Origin of the sequence: Pseudomonas avellanae BPIC 631 (assembly GCF_000444135.1) — a bacterium.
GTDB lineage: Bacteria > Pseudomonadota > Gammaproteobacteria > Pseudomonadales > Pseudomonadaceae > Aquipseudomonas > Aquipseudomonas avellanae.
On sequence record NZ_ATDK01000145.1, the window covers coordinates 1 to 951 of the forward strand.

At 55.0% G+C, this 951-nt stretch carries 1 protein-coding gene and 2 pseudogenes; all 3 read right to left on the reverse strand.

The genetic code is table 11. From position 1 onward, the window contains the following. Positions 1-301: pseudogene (locus DW49_RS1000000133600) on the reverse strand (hypothetical protein); the annotation flags it as partial. Further along, positions 301-609, reverse strand: coding sequence for a hypothetical protein (locus tag DW49_RS1000000133605; protein WP_024421195.1), 309 nt, complete (start codon positions 607-609; stop codon positions 301-303). The gene DW49_RS1000000133605 and the pseudogene DW49_RS1000000133600, both read right to left, overlap by 1 nt. An 8-nt stretch (positions 610-617) precedes the next feature. After that, a pseudogene (locus DW49_RS0107535) lies at positions 618-872 on the reverse strand (phage tail tip fiber protein); the annotation flags it as partial. Between the last annotated feature and the right edge of the window lie 79 nt (positions 873-951).

A 951-nucleotide genomic window follows, 5' to 3' on the forward strand; every position in this document is an offset into this window, starting at 1 on the left:
TGGCCAAACTGGATCGTGATGCGTTCTTCAATGCTGAGTTCATGATATGACATAGGTTCACCGTACCGGATTGGTCAGGTGTTGCGCTCAGTTTTTGCCGCCGCCCAGTATCAGGCCTAACGAACACCAAGGGCGGTTCTTGGGATGTAACAGGCCGAGGAAAGTAAGTGGTCGAGCCAAGCCCGCTTTCCTCGGTGGGCTGATAACGCCCGGAAGCAATAACCATCAGCCTCGCGTATTGCGAGTCAAGCACCACCACATTGCTGTTATTGGAAAACTCCAGTCCGTATGCTTCCGCCATTATGAAAACCTCATAACGATTAGGCGCATGGTTCCCGAGGAAACCGTGCTTGATCCATAAGTTCTGGTGTGGTTGTAGACCCTCGCGACACCGTCAACGAGTTCTGTTTCATGCTGCCTTTGATTACTGTCATAGGTGCCGGCTGGGATCACTATTGCCACTCCGTTTCCCGGCCCCACTCCAGGCACAGCAAAGTCTTGGCTGGTCTTTGTGGAGCCGGAGAACGTGACAAGCGTCGACAGTACAACCCGGATCGTGAATGAATTCTCGTCCAACTGGAGCGCAGTATCTGCGCCCCACACCCTCATTCCGTTGCTCATTCACTGAGGTCTCCGAGCTGCACGCGCTTGACGTTGTTGGTGTCGTACACGCGGACCGAACGATTGGTAACTACCAGCCTGCCGCCGCCAGCGCCTGATCCGTTGATCTCGAGCGTCCCGTCCTTGCGCAAGATCCACCCACGCTGCCCGGCCACATAGTCAGTCGAGCTGATGAAACTGCCGATCTTGGCGTTGGTGATCGTGCCGTCCATGATGAACGTAGGGCCGAGGAACAGCTGGCCTGTTGTCGCTGACCGAAAACTGACCCAGTAGAGGCTGTTCTGCCGACTGAAAACTGACCCAGGTGTTCAACTGCTTCTGCTCACTTTT

Bases quoted from the DNA above. Each gene is read 5' to 3' on its own strand.
- DW49_RS1000000133605 (WP_024421195.1), bottom strand. From the start codon at position 609: ATGAGGGTGTGGGGCGCAGATACTGCGCTCCAGTTGGACGAGAATTCA.